General features: G+C 67.9%; 10 protein-coding genes. 1 reads left to right on the forward strand and 9 read right to left on the reverse strand.

Going from position 1 to position 16659, the window contains the following annotated elements:
- Positions 1 to 115 precede the first annotated feature (115 nt).
- The 9 genes from AB0912_RS03675 to ngcE all read right to left on the reverse strand — a co-directional run bounded on the left by AB0912_RS03675 (position 116) and on the right by ngcE (position 12265).
- Entirely contained in the window at positions 116 to 1639 is a 1524-nt protein-coding gene (locus AB0912_RS03675; RefSeq protein WP_366696298.1) for an amino acid permease, read from the reverse strand.
- Positions 1640 to 1804: 165 nt separating this feature from the next.
- Positions 1805 to 3736, reverse strand: a complete 1932-nt coding sequence (dxs, locus tag AB0912_RS03680; protein WP_366696299.1) for a 1-deoxy-D-xylulose-5-phosphate synthase — start codon at positions 3734 to 3736, stop codon at positions 1805 to 1807.
- Between the two features lie 195 nt (positions 3737 to 3931).
- Entirely contained in the window at positions 3932 to 5221 is a 1290-nt protein-coding gene (locus tag AB0912_RS03685) for a sugar ABC transporter permease (RefSeq protein WP_366696300.1), read from the reverse strand.
- Complete coding sequence (locus AB0912_RS03690; protein WP_366696301.1) at positions 5218 to 6009, reverse strand: ATP-binding cassette domain-containing protein; 792 nt, start codon at positions 6007 to 6009, stop codon at positions 5218 to 5220. The genes AB0912_RS03685 and AB0912_RS03690 overlap by 4 nt, the downstream gene beginning before the upstream one ends.
- 183 nt (positions 6010 to 6192) lie before the next feature.
- Positions 6193 to 7293 (reverse strand): substrate-binding domain-containing protein, encoded by a 1101-nt coding sequence (locus AB0912_RS03695; protein ID WP_366696539.1) that lies wholly within the window; start codon positions 7291 to 7293, stop codon positions 6193 to 6195.
- A gap of 133 nt (positions 7294 to 7426) precedes the next feature.
- The gene (locus AB0912_RS03700; RefSeq protein ID WP_366696302.1) at positions 7427 to 8626 is read right to left on the reverse strand and encodes an ROK family transcriptional regulator; all 1200 of its coding nucleotides are present in this window, start codon (positions 8624 to 8626) and stop codon (positions 7427 to 7429) included.
- Between the two features lie 245 nt (positions 8627 to 8871).
- Positions 8872 to 9810, reverse strand: coding sequence for a carbohydrate ABC transporter permease (locus AB0912_RS03705; protein ID WP_366696303.1), 939 nt, complete (start codon positions 9808 to 9810; stop codon positions 8872 to 8874).
- Between the two features lie 15 nt (positions 9811 to 9825).
- A complete protein-coding gene (locus tag AB0912_RS03710) occupies positions 9826 to 10758 on the reverse strand; it encodes a sugar ABC transporter permease (RefSeq protein WP_366696304.1) in 933 nt (310 codons plus the stop codon).
- A 58-nt stretch (positions 10759 to 10816) separates the two neighbouring features.
- Positions 10817 to 12265, reverse strand: coding sequence for an N-acetylglucosamine/diacetylchitobiose ABC transporter substrate-binding protein (ngcE, locus tag AB0912_RS03715; protein WP_366696305.1), 1449 nt, complete (start codon positions 12263 to 12265; stop codon positions 10817 to 10819).
- A gap of 572 nt (positions 12266 to 12837) precedes the next feature.
- Here ngcE and AB0912_RS03720 point away from each other — a divergent pair.
- A complete protein-coding gene (locus AB0912_RS03720; RefSeq protein WP_366696540.1) occupies positions 12838 to 16575 on the forward strand; it encodes a GH92 family glycosyl hydrolase in 3738 nt (1245 codons plus the stop codon).
- The last annotated feature ends 84 nt before the right edge of the window (positions 16576 to 16659 follow it).

Below are 16659 nucleotides of genomic sequence, written 5' to 3' on the forward strand. Positions count from 1 at the left end.
CGCCGCTCGCCTCGCCCCGCCTCGCCGCACCTCGCCCCGCCTCGCCGTGCCCCGCCGCGCCTCGGACAGGCGTCCCACGAGGCCGCGCCTCGGACAGGCGTGCCGCGAGGTGCCGTTACGCCCTGGGGCCGGCCGGCGGCGTGCCCCCGGCGCTCGGCGCCGACTCCGGGCGGCGGGCCAGGCCGCTGTGCGTGCGCCCGTAGAGGAAGTACACGACGAAGCCGATCGCCATCCAGATCGCGAACCGCAGCCAGGTCTCGGCGGGCAGGTTCAGCATCAGCCACAGCGACGCCAGCACCGACAGGATCGGCACCCACGGCACCAGCGGGGTGCGGAACGCGCGGTGCAGGTCGGGGCGGGTGCGGCGGAGGATGACGACGCCGACGGCGACCACGACGAAGGCGAAGAGGGTGCCGATGTTGACCAGCTCGGCCAGCTCGCTCAGGCTCGTGAAGCCGGCGACGATCGCGATGATCACGCCGAGCAGGATCGTCGGCCGGTGCGGGGTGCGGAACCGGGGGTGGACACGGGAGAAGAACCGCGGCAGCAGCCCGTCGCGGCTCATCGCGAAGAAGACGCGGGTCTGGCCGAGCAGCAGGATCATGCAGACCGTGGTCAGGCCGACGGCGGCGCCGAAGCTGATGACACCGGCGAACCACGGGTGGCCGGTGGCCTTGAACGCGTCGGCGAGCGGGGCGTCGACCGACAGCTCGGTGTACTTCTGCATGCCGGTGACCACGATCGACACGAGGACGTAGAGCGCGGTGCAGATGAACAGGGAGCCGAGGATGCCGCGCGGCATGTCCCGCTGCGGGTTCTTCGTCTCCTCGGCCGCCGTCGCGACCACGTCGAAGCCGATGAAGGCGAAGAACACGACGGAGGCGGCGGTGAAGATGCCGAGCACGCCGAAGTTGGTGGGGGCCCAGCCGAACATGAGCTGGACCAGCGGCGACTTGATGCCGCTGCCCGCCTCCACGTGCTGCGCCTTGGGGATGAACGGCTTGTAGTTGTCGCCCTTGATGAAGAAGGCGCCGGCGATGATCACGATCATGACGACGGTGACCTTGATGGCCACGACCAGCGTGGTGATCCGGGCGGAGAGCTTCACCCCGACGACGAGGATGGCGGTCAGGACCAGCACCAGGGCGGCGGCGAGGATGTCGAAGCCGAAGCCGCTGGCCCCGTCGCGCCCGCTGAGGTAGTCCGGCAGATGCCAGCCCGCGTTGTCCATCAGCGAGCGGACGTAGCCCGACCAGCCGACGGCCACCACCGCCGTGCCGAGCGCGAACTCCAGGACCAGGTCCCAGCCGATGATCCAGGCGGGCAGCTCGCCGAGGGAGGCGTAGGAGAAGGTGTACGCGGATCCCGCGACCGGGACCGTGGAGGCGAACTCCGCGTAGCACAGGGCCGCCAGGCCGCAGGCGACGCCGGCGACGACGAAGGCCAGCGAGACACCCGGACCGGCGTTCTCCTTGGCGACCTTGCCGGTGAGCACGAAGATGCCGGTGCCGATGATGACACCGACACCGAAGACGGTGAGGTCCAGCGCGGACAGCGACTTCTTGAGCGCGTGCTCCGGCTCCTCGGTGTCGGAGATCGACTGTTCGATCCTCTTCGTCCTGAAAAGGGTGTTGCTCACGGGCGTACCTCCCACGCTTGTCGTCCTCGACATCATCGAGAGGGCGGGTGACACGTATGCCCCGACGCGGGCCCCGTTAACGCGAACGGCCGGTTCCACCACCCGTCCAGGGTGCTGGAACCGGCCCTTCGGCCCTGCCGGGCGCGCGGTCCGCGCCGCCGCGTGTCAGTCGCGGGCGGGCTCCACCGCCTCCACGGTCCGCGCGGCGCCGCGCTCGTAACGCCCGTCGAGCCGGGCGACCAGACCGGTGACCTGCCGGGCGATGTCCGGGGCGGTCAGCCCGATCTCCGCCATGACCTCGGCGCGCGAGGCGTGGTCGAGGAAGCGCGGCGGGATGCCGAAGTCGCGCAGCGGCACGTCGACGCCCGCGTCGCGCAGCGCCTGGGCGATGGCCGATCCGACGCCTCCGACGCGGGAGTTGTCCTCGACGGTGACGACCACGCGGTGCTGCTCGGCGAGCGGGGCCATGGCCTCGTCGACCGGCTTGACCCAGCGCGGGTCGACGACGGTGGTGGAGATGCCCTGCTGGTCGAGGAGGGCCGCGATCTCCAGGCACATCGGGGCGAGCGCGCCGACGGAGACCAGCAGCACGTCCGGCGTGTCGGTGCCGGGCGCCCGCAGGACGTCCATGCCGCCGACCCGGCCGACGGCGGGGACCGCCGGGCCGACCGCGCCCTTGGAGAAGCGGACCACGGTGGGCGCGTCGGTGACCTCGACGGCCTCGCGGAGCTGGGCGCGGACCTGGTCGGCGTCGCGCGGCGCGGCGAGCCGGAGGGTGGGGACGACCTGGAGGATCGACATGTCCCACATGCCGTTGTGCGAGGCGCCGTCGGTGCCGGTGACACCGGCCCGGTCGAGGACGAAGGTGACCCCGCACTTGTGCAGGGCCACGTCCATCAGGACCTGGTCGAAGGCGCGGTTGAGGAAGGTCGCGTAGACGGCGAAGACCGGGTGGAGGCCGCCGGTGGCGAGGCCGGCCGCGGAGACGGCGCCGTGCTGCTCGGCGATGCCGACGTCGTAGATCCGGTTCGGGAAGGCGTCGGCGAATTTCTTCAGGCCGACCGGCTGGAGCATCGCGGCGGTGATCGCGACGATGTCCTCGCGCTCCTTGCCGAGCGCGACCATCTCGTCGCCGAAGACCGAGGTCCAGTCGGCGCCGGAGGCCTTGATGGGCAGGCCGGTGTCGGGGTGGATGGGGCCGATGCCGTGGAAGCGGTCGGCCTCGTCCTGGAGGGCGGGCTGGTAGCCGCGGCCCTTCTCGGTGAGGCAGTGCACGATGACCGGGCCGCCGAACCGCTTGGCGCGGGTGAGGGCGGACTCCAGGGCCTCGATGTCGTGGCCGTCGATCGGGCCGACGTACTTCAGGCCGAGGTCCTCGAACATGCCCTGCGGGGCGATGAAGTCCTTCAGGCCCTTCTTCGCGCCGTGCAGCGTCTCGTAGAGGGGCTTGCCGACGACCGGGGTGCGCCCCAGGAGGTCCTTGCCGCGGGCCAGGAAGCGCTCGTAGCCGTCGGTGGTCCGCAGGGTCGCCAGGTGGTTCGCTAGGCCGCCGATGGTCGGCGCGTACGACCGCTCGTTGTCGTTGACGACGATGATCAGCGGGCGGTCCTTGGCGTCGGCGATGTTGTTCAGCGCCTCCCAGGCCATGCCGCCGGTCAGGGCGCCGTCACCGATGACCGCGACCACGTGGTCGTCCCGGCCGAGGACCTCGTTGGCCTTCGCGAGGCCGTCGGCCCAGCCGAGGACCGTGGAGGCGTGCGAGTTCTCGATGACGTCGTGCTCGGACTCGGCCTGCGAGGGGTAGCCGGACAGGCCGCCCTTCATCTTCAGCCGGGAGAAGTCCTGGCGGCCGGTGAGCAGCTTGTGGACGTAGGACTGGTGGCCGGTGTCCCACAGCACCCTGTCCTTCGGCGACTCGAAGACGCGGTGCAGGGCGAGGGTCAGCTCCACGACACCGAGGTTGGGGCCGAGGTGGCCGCCGGTCTTGGAGACCGCGTCGACGAGGAAGGTCCTGATCTCCCCGGCGAGCTGGTCAAGCTGCTCCAGGCTGAGCCGGTCCAGATCGCGCGGTCCCGTGATGCGGGTCAGCAGCGGCACCCGTGCCTCCTTGCAGTAGAGCTGTTGCCGGGCCTTGTCGAGTCTAATGTTCCGCCTTTGCGGGCGCGGGCCGGGCCCGGGGATCCAAGCCACACGATCGGCCGTACCGGATGGGAACGCGCGTTCGCCTTCCGGACGTGACTGTGCCCGGCACCGTCATCGGTGCCGGGCACGGGGTCGTGCGGGGCAGGAACCCTACGCGCGACCCGCCGTCTTCTGGGTCTTGCGGGTGACGGCGTCGATGACGACCGTGGCGAGAAGCACACCACCGGTGATCATGTACTGGACCGGGGAGGCGATGCCCTCCAGGGCCAGGCCGTACTGGATCGAGACGATCACGAGGACACCGAGGAGGGCGTTCCACGTGCGGCCGCGGCCACCGAAGAGGCTGGTGCCGCCGATGACGGCCGCCGCGATGGCGTTCATCAGCAGGTCACCGGCGCCGGCGCCCTGGTTGGCGGAGGCGATCTTCGAGGCGATGAACAGACCGCCGATCGCGGCGAAGGTGCCGGAGATCGAGAAGACCGAGATGCGGATCAGCTCGACGTTGATACCGGCACGGCGGGAGGCCTCGACGCTGCCGCCGAGCGCGAAGATCTTCCGGCCGTAGGCGGTACGGCGCAGCACGAAGTCCGTGAGCAGCAGGACCGCGATGAAGATCACCACGGCGAGCGGCAGGCCCTTGTACTGGTTGTAGACGATCGCCACGGCGAAGGCGAGGATCGCCAGCAGCACCGTGCGGGCGATGGTCTCGCTCAGCGGCCGGGACGGCACGCCGGCCGCCTCGCGGCGCCGGTTGCCGAGGTAGGAGCTGATGAAGAACCCGGCGGTCACGACGACCGCGAGGACGTACGCGGCGGCCACATCGGTGAAGTAGTAGCTGGTCAGCTTGGCGACGACGCCCTCGCTGTCCAGGTTGATGGTGCCGTTGCTGCCCAGGATCTGGAGCATCAGGCCGTTCCAGAACAGCAGACCGGCCAGCGTGACGGCGAAGGCCGGCACACCGATGCGCGCGAAGAAGAAGCCCTGGATGGCACCGGCGACCGTGCCGGTGAGGATGGCCAGGATGAACGCCAGCCACTCGTTCATGCCGTGCGTGACGCTGAGCACGGCGAAGCTCGCGCCGGCCACACCGGACAGCGAACCGACCGACAGGTCGATCTCACCGAGCAGCAGCACGAACACGATGCCGACCGCGATCATGCCCGTGCCGACCATGGCCACGGAGATGTCGGACAGGTTGCCCGCGGTGAGGAAGTTGGAGTTCAGCGTCGCGAAGATCGCCCAGATGACGACCAGGCCGAGGACGACCGGGATGGAACCCAGGTCACCGGCCTTGATCTTGCGCTTGAACTCGCCCACGTAGCCGGCGAGGCCCTGCTCGCGGACCAGGAGCCGGGGGTCGACCACGGTGACGGCCTTGGCGGCCGCCTCCGGGTTCTCCACGGCACCCTCAGGGGTCTCAGAAGTCTTGTCGATGCTCACTTCTGAGCCTCCCCGTTGCTGCGCGCCGCACGACGGGTCACGGCGTTCTCCGTGGCGCCCGTGATGGCGGAAATGATCTCTTCCTGGGAGGTCGACTTGACCTCGAAGATGCCGTTGTTGCGCCCGAGGCGCAGGACGGCGACCTTGTCGGCCACGGCCTTGACGTCAGCCATGTTGTGGCTGATGAGGATGACCGCGTGGCCCCGCTCGCGGAGCCGCTCGACCAGGTCGAGGACCTGGGCGGTCTGCTCGACGCCGAGGGCGGCGGTGGGCTCGTCGAGGATGACGAGCTTGGGCTCACCGAGCATCGAACGGGCGATCGCCACCGTCTGGCGCTGACCGCCGGAGAGCGAGGCGATCGGGATGCGGACGCTGGGGATACGGATGGACAGCGTGTCCAGCAGCTCGCGGGAGCGGCGCTCCATCTCGACCTCGTCCAGGATGCCGCGCTTCTTCAGCTCGCGGCCCAGGTAGAGGTTGCCGACGACATCGATGTTGTCGCAGAGCGCGAGGTCCTGGTACACCGTCGCGATGCCCAGGCTCTGGGCGTCGTGCGGGCGGTTGATCTGGACGGACTTGCCGTCCCACTCGATGGCGCCCTCATCGATGGGGTGCACGCCGGCGATCGTCTTGACCAGCGTGGACTTTCCGGCGCCGTTGTCGCCCACCAGGGCGACCACTTCACCGGCGTGGACCTCAAGCTCTACATCGGTGAGCGCCTGGACGGCACCGAATCGCTTGGAGACCCCGCGCAACGCCAGAACAGGCGTAGCGGACACGTGAACCATCTCCTTCGCCGCCTGACCCGGCGGGAGGTTGTGCAGAAAGTTTGGAGGGGTGTTCCGTCCGGCGCCCCGCCTAGCTTGCGGGGCTGTTGGATGCGGGGCGCCGGAGGGGCTTCGAATCACGCAAGTCCCGTACGGGAATTCAAGTCCGAATTCCCGTACGCGGATAGAGACTTGCGAGGGTTGTTACTGCAGGCCGATCTTCTTGCAGGCCGCGGCGTAGGCCGGGGTGCAGATCTCGTTGACCGTGTAGACGCCGTCCTTGACGACGGTGTCCTTGATGTTGTCCTTGGTCAGCGAGGTGACCTGGACGAGCACCGACGGGACCTGCTTGGTGGTCGGGCTGTCGACCTTGTCCTTGGCAATGTCGTCGAGCGACTTGCCCTGGGCGAGCGCGACGGCCATCTGCGCGGCGGCGTCGGCCTCCGGGGCGTAGGGCTTGTAGACGCTCATGAACTGGTCGCCGGAGACGATGCGCTGCACACCCGCGAGCTCGGCGTCCTGGCCGGTGACCGGAACCTTGATGCCGGCGGCCTTGAGGGCGGTGATGATACCGCCGGCCATGCCGTCGTTGGCGGAGTAGACGCCGATGATGTTCTTCTTGCCGAGAGCCGAGATGGCGCCCTCCATGTTGGAGTTGGCGTTCTCCGGCTTCCACTCCTTGGTGTCGTACTCCTTGCCCACGTTCACCTTGCCGTCGAGCACCTCGTGGGCGCCGGCCTTGAACTGGGCGGCGTTCGGGTCGGTGACCGAGCCGTTCATCATGACGATCTTGCCGTCCTTGGCCTTGGAGCCAAGGGCCTTCAGGAGGGCCTCGCCCTGCGTCTTGCCGACGGTCTTGTTGTCGAACGACGTGTAGGCGGAGATCGGGCCCTGCGCGAGGCGGTCGTAGGCCACGACCGGGATGCCGGCGTCCTTGGCCTTCTGGACCGAGCTCTTGATCGCGGCGGAGTCCACGGCGTCGACGATCAGCACGTCCACCTTGTTGGTGACCATGGTGTCGACCTGCTGGTTCTGGGTGCTCGCGTCCTGCTTGGCGTTGGCGTAGACGACCTCGCCCTTGCCGTTCGTGAGCTCCTTGACCTTCTTCTCGATCAGCGGCTTGTCGAACTTCTCGTAGCGGGCCGTCTGGTTCTCCGGAAGGAGCAGACCGACCTTGATCGCGTCGCCCTTCTTGGCGGAGCTGCTGGAGCTGTCGCTCCCGCCACCGGATTCCTTGGCGCTGCCACAAGCGGCCAGCGAAACGGCCATCGCACCAGCGGCAACGGCAACGGCGGCACGACGCATCTGCGTGTTCACTTCAGAAACCTCCCTGACGAGGCCGCGTCGTTGCGGCCGAGGTGGCTGGAAGTCAACTCGGCCACACGTGCGACGTCAAGAAGTAAATACTTAACGAGATGGCAACGGTGCCATGCGTTCTCTAAGTGAAGGCAGGCGCGACGGCATTCAGAGAACCGTCCAAAAGGGTCGAATCGCCCATCTCGCTGAGCGCGAGAGCAAGCGCCCCGAGCACCTCCGCACGGCCTCCAAGTGCCCCTGGCAACACCGAGAGTTGACGTGCGGCGCTGGGGATCGCGTACCGGCCGACAGACTCCCTGATGGGCCCGAGAACGAGTTCCCCGGCCTCGGCGAGATCGCCGCCGAGGACCACCCGGCTCGGGTTCAGCAAATTGCAGAGATTCGCTACTCCACTCCCGATATGTCGGCCGACGTCGGCGATCACCCGACGGCAGCCCGGATCACCGTCCCGCGCCAGCCTGACCACCCCTTCCATGGTCAGGTCCGTACCGTGACTGGACTGGAGGAGCGGCAGCACATAGCGCGCCGCCGCGAAGGTCTCCAGACAGCCGCGGTTGCCACAGCGGCACACGGGGCCGGATTCATCAAGAGTAATATGCCCGATTTCTCCCGCTGTGCCACCTGGGCCGCGGTAGATCTTCCCGTCGATCACCAGACCGGCGCCGACACCGCTCGCGACCTTGATGTACGCGAGGTCCCTGACCCCGCGCCCGCTCCCCCAGACCATCTCGCCGAGCGCGCCCAGGTTGGCGTCGTTGTCCACGTGCACGGGCACGCCGAGCCGCCCCCGCAGCTCCTCGGCGGGCCTCGCGCCGGTCCAGCCCGGCAGGATCGAGGTGGACCCGAGGGTGCCCGACTCCACGTCGATCGGTCCCGGCACGCCGAGCCCCACACCCGCGATCTTGGACCGGTCGACGCCGGTCGCCGCGATCAGCCGGCTGACCAGCTCCTCGGCGCGGTCGAAGCCCTGCGCGGCCGAGGCGTCCACGTCCAGCGGCTCGGACTCCTCCGCCAGCACCTGATGGGCCAGGTTCCCGACCGCGACGCGCAAATGGGTGTGCCCGAAGTCGACCCCGATCACGATGCCGGCGTCCCCGCTCAGGGACACGCTGCGGGCCCTGCGCCCGCCCGCCGAAGTGGGAGTGACCTCGACCGTTCCCCCGTCCTTGAGTTCACGGACGATGTTGGAAACGGTCGCGGCCGACAGGCCCGTCGTCCTCGCGATCTCCGCCTGCGTGAGCGAGCCGGCGAGGCGCACCGCTCTGACGACGCGCTCCAGATTGGCCCGGTGCAGCGACGACTGCGACCCCGGAGTCTCCATCGACTCATCCACTCCTGCCCTCAGCCGGACGGCCCCGATGCCGCCCGTGTGATCCAGGTCACGTCAACGGAACCCGGGTCACTTACAAGTTGTGAACTCCAAGCTCCGCTGAACGGGTTACCGCAGTCAAGTCCTTGACGAAAATCGGGTCCGTCCAGTTCTGTTCGATTTCCGTCACCCCTCGGACACGCGTACGCCACCCCCGCGGGACGGGGGTGGCGTACGCGGCCGGGCGGGTCGGCGGACTACTTGAGGGTCGCCGAGGTGAGGCCGGCCTGGACCTGGCGCTGGAAGGAGAGGTAGACGATCAGCATGGGGATCATCGCGATCGTCACGCCCGCGAAGAGGACGGGAAGGTCGGTGGCGTATCCCTGCTGCTGCTGGAGCTGGATGAGCCCCTGGGTGAGGACGTAGCGCTCCGGGTCCGAGCTGCTCTGCGGCTGCATCAGCACCGACGGCAGGATGTACTGGTTCCACTGGCCCAGCACATTGAAGATGCCGACGCTGAGCAGTCCGGGCTTGGCCATCGGCAGCATGACCTGGAAGAACGCCCGGGTGTGCGAGGCCCCGTCGAGGACCGCCGCCTCGAAGACCGCCCCGGGCAGCGTCCGGAAGAAGGCGTGCATGAAGAACACGGTGAACGGCAGCGAGTAGGCCACGTACACCAGCACCAGGCCCTGGTACGAGTTCAGCATGTCGAGCCGTTTGACCATGAAGAACAGCGGGACCAGGGCGAGGAAGACGGGGAACATGGCCCCGCCGACGAAGAAGTAGTAGATGACCCGGTTGCCCGGGAACTCGTAGCGGGCCAGCACGTACGCCGCCATCGCCCCGAGGAGCATGGTCAGCGGGACCGAGAAGACCAGCACGATCAGGGTGTTGGCGAAGTAGTCGCCGATGCCCTTGTTCCAGGCCCTGCTGAAGACGTCGAGCTGCCAGTTGGTGGGCCAGCCGAGGGCCGAACCGCCGATCTGGGTGTCGGTCTTGAAGGAGCTGAGGACGAGCCACAGCAGCGGCAGGATGATGAGGATCGCCCAGAGGGCGAGGAAGCCGTGCGAGAAGACGTTGAGGGCGAGGCCCTCGGTGCGCTTGTCGCCCGGCCGGGGCGGGGCCTTCTTCACGGTCCGCTGCGGGGGTACTCCGGCGCCGTCGACCTTCGCCGGCTCCGTGATGGGTGCGCTCATAGTCGTGTCTCCCGCTCAGAACTCGATGCGCTCGCGGCGGGTGGCGCGCAGCGTGACCACGGACAGGATCAGGGTGAGAAGGAGCATGATGACGCCCATGGCGCAGGCGTAGCCACTCTTTCCGTAGTAGAGGAAGTTGCGCATCATGACGTTCGACATGACCTCGCTGTGGTGGTCGGGTCCGCCGCCGTAGCCGGTGCCCTGGGTCATGGTCGAGACGAGGACGAACATGTCCATCGCGATGATGCCGAGATACACCCAGGCCGTCTGCACCGTGTCCCACAGCAGGGGCAGGGTGACCCGGAAGAAGGTGTGGGTGCGGCTCGCGCCGTCCAGCAGCGCGGCCTCGTAGATGTCCTTCGGGATGGACTGCATGGCGGCGGAGAAGAGCACCAGGTAGAAGCCGACGCCGTGCCAGACGACGACCGCCATCAGGCACCAGAGCACCAGGTTGGGCTCGTTCATCCACTCGATGGGGTTGTTGCTGTCGACCAGGCCCAGCTTGATGAGCAGGCCGTTGAGCAGGCCGCCGCTGTCACTGCGGTAGAGGGCTCCGAAGAGCACCGCCACGATCGCGAGCGACAGCACCTGCGGGAAGAAGTACACGATCTTGTAGAACCGCGAGCCGGCGACGCCCTGCACGCCACCGGCGCCGCCCCGCCCGCCCGCGTTCACCATGAAGGCGAAGAAGAGGGCGAGCAGGATGGTGATCACCGGGATGAACACCAGGAACAGGATGTTGTGCCAGATCGCTCCGAGGAATACGTCGTCCTGGAACAACGCCTTGTAATTGTCCAGGCCGACGAAACTGAACGTCTGCGACTGGCCCTTCCAGTCGGTGAAGGAGTAACCGATGGTCTGTATGTAAGGCCAGATCACGAAGATCAGATACAGCGCCAAAGGTGCGAGGAGAAACCCCGCGACGAACCGGTACTGCCCTTTTCGCATGGCATCCTGCCCCTGGTGTTCCGGGTGTGCGTGACCCTGGTGTTCCGCGTTTACCTGATCAGTCGCGGTGGTTCTTCTTGGAGTCCGGGTCCTTGGCCGCCTTGTCGACCGCCGCCTGGGCCCGCTTCAGCCATTCCTTCGGCTGAATACGCTTGGCCATCAGCTCGTTGGACGCGTTCTGGATGGACACGTCCATCTCGCTGTACCAGTTGGGGTACAGGTAGTTGAAGCTGTTGTCGCCGGCCGCCTTGGAGGCCTCGACCGTGGACTGCGTGCCGGGACGCAGCTGCACGCCGTCGGAGACACCGTCCTTGAGGATGGTGAGGGAGTTGGCCTTCTGCGCGAAGATCGTCGACCACTCCTTGGAGAGCATGGAGCGCATGAACTCCTTGGCCTCGGGGAGGTTCGCGGCCTTCGCCGGGATGATGAACGGCTCACCGGAGCCGGCCCGGATCGCCTCGAACGGCAGGGCGCTGTCGGGCAGGTTGGGCATCGGCATGAACTTCATGTCGAAGTCCGTGGGCGTCTGCTTGAGCTGCTCGTTCTCCAGCCAGGAGCCACAGGTGATGAAGGCGGCCTTGTACTGGTTCCACCGGGTCTGGGACTCGGTGTGGGTCAGGCCGTTGGTGCCCGACATCAGGTAGCCCTTTTCGACGACCTCGTAGATCGCCTCGACGGCCGCCTGGGCCGCGTCGCTGCCGACGAACGCCTTGGGGTCCAGGTTGTCGATCGCCTTCATGGCGTCCAGACCGCCCTTCTTGGCGATCAGGTCCATGATGGCGACGTTGATGTAGTACGGGTACTTGCCCTGGTGTGCCAGGCCGCCGATGCCCTGCGACTTGGCGTCCTTACAGATGGCGAGGAAGTCGTCCCAGGTCTTGGGGACCTCCCAGCCCTTCTCCTTGAAGAGCTTGCCGGAGTACCACAGACCCCACACCGTGTAGATGTAGTTGAGGGCCACGACCTTGCCGCCCTGCAGGCCCGGGTCGAGCGTGCCCGGGATGAGGGTGTCGCGGACCTTCTTGCTCGGGTCGTCGATGGACGGGGCGTCCAGGACCGAGGCCAGGTCGAGCAGGTTGCCGTTCTTGTAGAGCACGTCCAGCTTGATCTGCTGGGCGCCCGAGTCGTCGACGATGTCCGGCGGGTTGCCGCCGTTGAAGCGCGGCTGGAGCTTGCCGGTGATCTCCTGGGTGCCGGTGTGGGCGCTCTTGGTGCCCCACTTCTTGTCGAAGGCCGCTTCCCAGGCCTTGGCGTAGTCGTCGCCGTAGCCGCCCTTGAAGACGACGACGTCGAGCTTGCCGCCGCCCTTCTTCACGCCGAAGGGGTTGTCCTTGCTGGTCTTGCCGGTGCCCTTGTCGTCCGAGGTGTCGTCGCCGCCGCCGCTCGCACACGCGGACAGGAAGCTCATCGTCGGGACGGAGATCAGACCGAGTGCGGCCGACCTCTTGATCAGGTCGCGACGGCCGACACCCTCGGCGCCGTTGTTCTCGGCGGAAGTGGATCCCATGCTCAAGTCCTCGCCTTCTCCAGGACTCAGGCGGTGAACCGGATCCTCCCCGGCACCGCGGTTAGGTCAAGCTGGGGTCGTGCGTGGGGGATTCAGTGGGACGAATCGGCGGTACGTGTATCGACCACGGTCCACCGGCCCCCGAATTTCCCCCCTGGGTCCTGCCTGTCCAGAGCCAGTCGATCGACTGGCCGGACGCGACAGGTATAGTCCACTTCCCGCCAACTGAGCAAGATCGAATGCAGGTTTGGCCTTCGGTCTTTTCCGAGTTGAGACCTCCCGGAAATATGGGGCAGCCACGGATCACCCCGGCGAAGGCCCCCTGGGGGCCAACCTCCCGCAATGGAGTCAATGCGCGGTTCGTCGCACCGCATTCGCCCCGGATGCCACATCCAACACCCTTGACAGCACGGACCACTTGACGCCCCAATGGTCATTGCGCACGAAAATTGACAACGTTGTCGATGTCTTGGGAGGGCTCGCGGATGCAGCAGAGAGCTCGGTACAGACGGAGTTCCACGGGTCGCGCCGGACGGGTTTCCCCGGTCGCGCTGGGGGTGGCGGCCCTGTCCCTGGTGGCCGCCTCGCAGGGGGTGGCGGTCGCCCTGCCCGCCCAAGCGGCGGCACCCGACCGGGAGTTCAGCTCCTCGTTCGAATCGGATGATCCGGCGCCGGACTGGATCAACACGGTCGATACCGGACCCGACGGGACGAAGAGGTCGTCCGGAGTGGACGGCGGCTACAGCACGGGCATCCCCGGCAATGTGACCGATCACGTCACCGATGTGCGTGCCAGCGACGAGAACACCGCCGGCGGCGAGGTCAAGGAGAACCTCGTCGACGGTGAACCCGGCAGCAAGTGGCTGACGTTCGCGGCCACGGGCTGGGCGGAGTTCGACCTGGACGCGCCGCTCAAGGTGGTCACGTACGCGCTCACATCCGCCAACGACCACGACGAACGCGACCCGAAGGACTGGACCCTCCAGGGCTCCACCGACGGCAAGGACTGGAAGACCCTCGACACCCGCTCCGGGGAGACCTTCGGCGAGCGGTTCCAGACGAAGTCGTACGACCTCGCGGAGCCGGCCGAGTACCAGCACTTCCGGCTGGAGATCACGAAGAACAACGGCGGGGACATCCTCCAGCTCGCCGACGTCCAGTTCTCGACCGGGCGGAGCGACGACCCGACGCCCAAGGACATGCTCTCGCTGGTGGACCGCGGGCCGAGCGGCTCCCCCACCGCGAAGGCGGGCGCCGGCTTCACCGGCAAGCGGGCGCTGCGCTACGCCGGCACCCACAAGGGTGAGGGGCGTGCGTACTCGTACAACAAGGTCTTCGACGTGAACGTGCGGGTCGGCCGGGACACCGAGCTGGGGTACCGGATCTTCCCCGCGATGGCGGACGGTGACCGGGACTACGACGCGACCAACGTGTCCGTGGACCTGGTCTTCACCGACGGCACCTCGCTGAGCGGGCTGAACGCCGTGGACCAGCACGGGTTCGCGCTCACCCCGCAGGGCCAGGGCGCGTCCAAGGTGCTCTACGTCAACCAGTGGAACAACGTGACCTCGCGGATCGGTTCCGTCGCGGCCGGCAAGACGGTCGACCGGATCCTGCTCGCGTACGACTCGCCGAAGGGTCCCGCGAAGTTCCGCGGCTGGCTGGACGACGTCTCGCTGCGGACGGTGGCGCCCGAGAAGCCCAAGGCGCACCTGTCGGACTACGCGCTCACCACCCGGGGCACGAACTCCAGCGGCGGCTTCTCGCGCGGCAACAACTTCCCGGCGACCGCCGTCCCGCACGGCTTCAACTTCTGGACGCCGGTGACCAACGCGGGCTCGCTGAGCTGGCTGTACGACTACGCGCGCGCCAACAACGCCGACAACCTGCCGACGATAGAGGCGTTCAGCGCGAGCCACGAGCCGAGCCCGTGGATGGGTGACCGGCAGACCTTCCAGGTGATGCCGTCCACCGCCTCCGGCACCCCGGACACCGGCCGGGACGCCCGCGAGCTGGCCTTCCGGCACGAGAACGAGACCGCACGGCCGTACTACTACGGGGTGACCTTCGAGAACGGTCTCAGGGCGGAGATGGCGCCGACAGACCACGCGGCGGCGCTGCGCTTCACCTATCCCGGTGACGACGCCAACGTGGTCTTCGACAACGTCACCGAGCAGGCCGGGCTGACGCTCGACACCGGCGCGGGTGTGGTCACCGGCTACTCGGACGTGAAGTCCGGCCTGTCGACCGGCGCCACCCGGCTCTTCGTCTACGGGGTGTTCGACGCCCCGGTCACCGAGGGCAGCTCCAAGGGCGTCAAGGGCTACATGAAGTTCAAGACCGGCGCCGACCACTCCGTGACGCTGCGCCTGGCGACCTCGCTGATCAGCGTGGACCAGGCGAAGGACAACCTGCGCCAGGAGATCCCGGACGGCACCTCGTTCGCCGCCGTGAAGGCCGGGGCGCAGAAGCAGTGGGACCGGCTGCTCGGCAAGGTCGAGGTCCAGGGCGCGACCCCCGACCAGCTCACGACGCTGTACTCCAGCATGTACCGGCTGTACCTGTACCCCAACTCCGGCTTCGAGAAGGTCGGTTCGACGTACCAGTACGCCTCGCCGTTCTCCCCGATGCCGAACCCGGACACTCCGACCCACACCGGGGCGAAGATCGTCGACGGCAAGGTGTACGTCAACAACGGTTTCTGGGACACCTACCGGACGACCTGGCCCGCCTACTCGTTCCTGACGCCCGGTCAGGCCGGGGAGATGGTCGACGGGTTCGTGCAGCAGTACAAGGACGGCGGCTGGACCTCCCGCTGGTCCTCCCCCGGCTACGCGGACCTGATGACCGGCACCTCCTCGGACGTGGCGTTCGCGGACGCGTACGTCAAGGGGGTCAAGTTCGACGCCAAGGCGGCGTACGAGGCGGCCCTGAAGAACGCCACGGTCGTCCCGCCCACCTCCGGCGTCGGCCGCAAGGGCATGACCACCTCGCCCTTCCTCGGCTACACCAGCACCGACACGGGCGAGGGCCTGTCGTGGGCGATGGAGGGCTACGTCAACGACTACGGCATCGCCCAAATGGGCCGGGCGCTCTACGAGAAGACCGGCGTCAAGCGCTACAAGGAGGAGTCGGACTACTTCCTCAACCGCGCCCAGGGCTACGTGAACCTCTTCGACTCCAAGGCCGGCTTCTTCCAGGGCCGGGACGCCAAGGGCGACTGGCGGGTCGACTCCGCGAAGTACGACCCGCGCGTGTGGGGCTACGACTACACGGAGACCAACGGCTGGGGGTACGCCTTCACCGCGCCGCAGGACTCGCGGGGTCTGGCGAACCTGTACGGCGGGCGCGCCGCGCTGGCGGACAAGCTCGACACGTACTTCGCGACGCCCGAGACGGCCTCCCCGGACGTCGTCGGCTCCTACGGCGGCGTCATCCACGAGATGACCGAGGCCCGGGACGTCCGGATGGGCATGTACGGACACTCCAACCAGGTCGCCCACCACGTGAACTACATGTACGACGCGGCCGGGCAGCCCTGGAAGGCGCAGAAGAACGTCCGCGAGGTCCTCTCGCGGCTCTACGCGGGCAGCGAGATCGGCCAGGGCTACCACGGCGACGAGGACAACGGCGAGCAGTCGGCCTGGTACCTGTTCTCCTCGCTCGGCTTCTACCCGCTGGTGATGGGCAGCGGCGAGTACGCCATCGGCTCCCCGCTGTTCACCAAGGCGACCGTGCACCTGGAGAACGGGCGGGACCTGGTGATCAAGGCCCCGCGCAACAGCACGAGGAACATCTACGTGCAGGGCGTCACCGTCAACGGCAAGCGCTGGACCTCGACCTCGCTGCCGAACTCGCTGATCTCGAAGGGCGGTGTGCTGGAGTTCGACATGGGCGCCAAGCCGTCCTCGTGGGGCACCGGCAAGAACGCGGCGCCCGCCTCGGTCACCCAGGACGACAAGGTGCCCTCGCCGCGCTCGGACACCCTCAAGGGTGACGGCGCGCTCTTCGACAACACCTCGGCCACGGATGCCGCCGTCACCTCGGTGGACCTGCCGGTGGGCGGCGCCACGAAGGGCGTGCAGTACACCCTGACCTGCTCGGACCACACCAAGGCGCCGGCCGGCTGGACCCTCCAGGGCTCCTCGGACGGCACCACGTGGAAGGACCTCGACAAGCGCTCCGGCGAGTCCTTCCCGTGGGACAAGCAGACCCGGGCATTCACGGTGGCGCGGGCGGGCTCGTACGCCCACTACCGGCTGGTCCTCGACGGACCGGCGACCCTCGCGGAGGTGGAACTGCTCGCCTGACGCACACGGCACGGCGCAAAGGGGCGGGCCCGGAGGAGACTCCGGGCCCGCCCCGCGTCGTGACCGCTTCAACTCACTTCGCTA

This window comes from Streptomyces sp. NPDC007084 (assembly GCF_040703595.1).
Classification (GTDB): Bacteria; Actinomycetota; Actinomycetes; order Streptomycetales; family Streptomycetaceae; genus Streptomyces.

Excerpts from the sequence above, each read along its gene's own strand:
- AB0912_RS03690 (WP_366696301.1), bottom strand. The coding sequence starts at position 6,009 with ATGGTTCACGTGTCCGCTACGCCTGTTCTGGCGTTGCGCGGGGTCTCC.
- AB0912_RS03695 (WP_366696539.1), bottom strand. The coding sequence starts at position 7,293 with ATGCGTCGTGCCGCCGTTGCCGTTGCCGCTGGTGCGATGGCCGTTTCG.
- AB0912_RS03700 (WP_366696302.1), bottom strand. The coding sequence starts at position 8,626 with ATGGAGACTCCGGGGTCGCAGTCGTCGCTGCACCGGGCCAATCTGGAG.
- AB0912_RS03705 (WP_366696303.1), bottom strand. The coding sequence starts at position 9,810 with ATGAGCGCACCCATCACGGAGCCGGCGAAGGTCGACGGCGCCGGAGTA.
- AB0912_RS03710 (WP_366696304.1), bottom strand. The coding sequence starts at position 10,758 with ATGCGAAAAGGGCAGTACCGGTTCGTCGCGGGGTTTCTCCTCGCACCT.
- ngcE (WP_366696305.1), bottom strand. The coding sequence starts at position 12,265 with ATGGGATCCACTTCCGCCGAGAACAACGGCGCCGAGGGTGTCGGCCGT.